General features: G+C 70.2%; 1 protein-coding gene and 1 pseudogene. Both read left to right on the forward strand.

Annotated elements, in window-relative coordinates; all coding sequences use genetic code 11:
- Positions 1–130 precede the first annotated feature (130 nt).
- Positions 131–1,153: a phosphotransferase family protein gene (locus GWI24_RS44480; RefSeq protein WP_210951679.1), complete on the forward strand. Its 1,023-nt coding sequence runs from the start codon at positions 131–133 to the stop codon at positions 1,151–1,153.
- 7 nt (positions 1,154–1,160) lie between these two features.
- A pseudogene (locus GWI24_RS46015) lies at positions 1,161–1,322 on the forward strand (acyl-CoA dehydrogenase); the annotation flags it as partial.

Raw genomic sequence — 1,322 nt, forward strand, 5'->3', positions numbered from 1 at the left:
CCTAGCCCCCGAACCGCCACGTCACACGCCCCGCACCCGAGACCCACTGGACTACATACCGACTGGTCGGCATCATGAGGCGGGACGAACGGTCCGCCCGTTCCCCGTATACGAGTACGAGAGAGGTTCGATGAACGCAGGCAATCCCCCAGGGCTCGACCTCGAACGGCTCCGCGCCCATCTCGACCGCGAACGCGCGGGGCTGGTGCGCGGGCCGCTGAGGGCCGAGCTGATCGAAGGCGGCCGCTCGAATCTCACCTACACGGTCACCGACGGCACGTCCCGCTGGGTGGTCCGCCGTCCGCCGCTGGGCCATGTGCTCGCCACCGCCCATGACATGGCGCGGGAGCACCGGGTGATCAGCGCCCTGCACCCGACGGCCGTGCCGGTGCCGGAGCCGGTGCTGCTGTGCGAGGACGACTCGGTCATCGGATCGCCCTTCTACGTCATGGAGTTCGTCGAGGGCACCCCGTACCGCACCGCCGAGCAGCTCGCCGGCATCGGCCCGGAGCGCACCCGGGAGGTCGTGCTCTCCCTCGTCGACACGCTCGTGACGCTGCACTCCGTCGACCCGGCCGAGGTCGGGCTCGGTGACTTCGGGCGCCCGGAGGGGTTCCTGGAGCGGCAGCTGCGCCGCTGGGGCAAGCAGCTGACCGCCTCGCGCAGCCGTGAGCTGGCCGGGATCGACGAGCTGCACACCCGGCTCGCCAAGGCGCTCCCGGCCTCCCCCGCGCCCACGGTCGTGCACGGCGACTACCGCCTCGACAACGTCCTGGTGAACGCCGACGACCGGATCACCGCGATCCTCGACTGGGAGATGTCCACGCTCGGCGATCCGCTGACCGACCTCGGGCTGATCGTGATGTACAGCGGTCATCCGAATCTCGCGGACTCCCCCATCTCCTCCACCCAGGGCGCCCCCGGCCACCCCTCCACGGACGAGCTGATCCAGCGCTACGCCGAGGGTTCGGGGCGCGATGTCAGCGGTGTCTCCTGGTACACCGCCTTCGCCTACTTCAAGCTGGCGGTGATCCTCGAGGGCATCCACTACCGCTACACCCTCGGCCAGACCCTCGGCGCGGGCTTCGACCGCATCGGCGACATCGTCCCCGCCTTCATCGACCACGGCCTCACCACCCTCCAGGAGAGCTGATCCCGTCATGGACTTCGCATTCGACGCCCGGACCGAAGAGCTCCGCGCCAAACTGCTCGCCTTCATGGACGAGCACGTCCATCCCGCGGAGGCGGTCGCCGAGCGGCAGCGGGCCGCCCTCGACTCCCCCTGGCTGACCCCGCCGATCGTCGAGGAGCTCAAGGCCGAG

The organism is Streptomyces sp. MK37H (genome assembly GCF_018035285.1).
GTDB lineage: Bacteria > Actinomycetota > Actinomycetes > Streptomycetales > Streptomycetaceae > Streptomyces > Streptomyces endocoffeicus.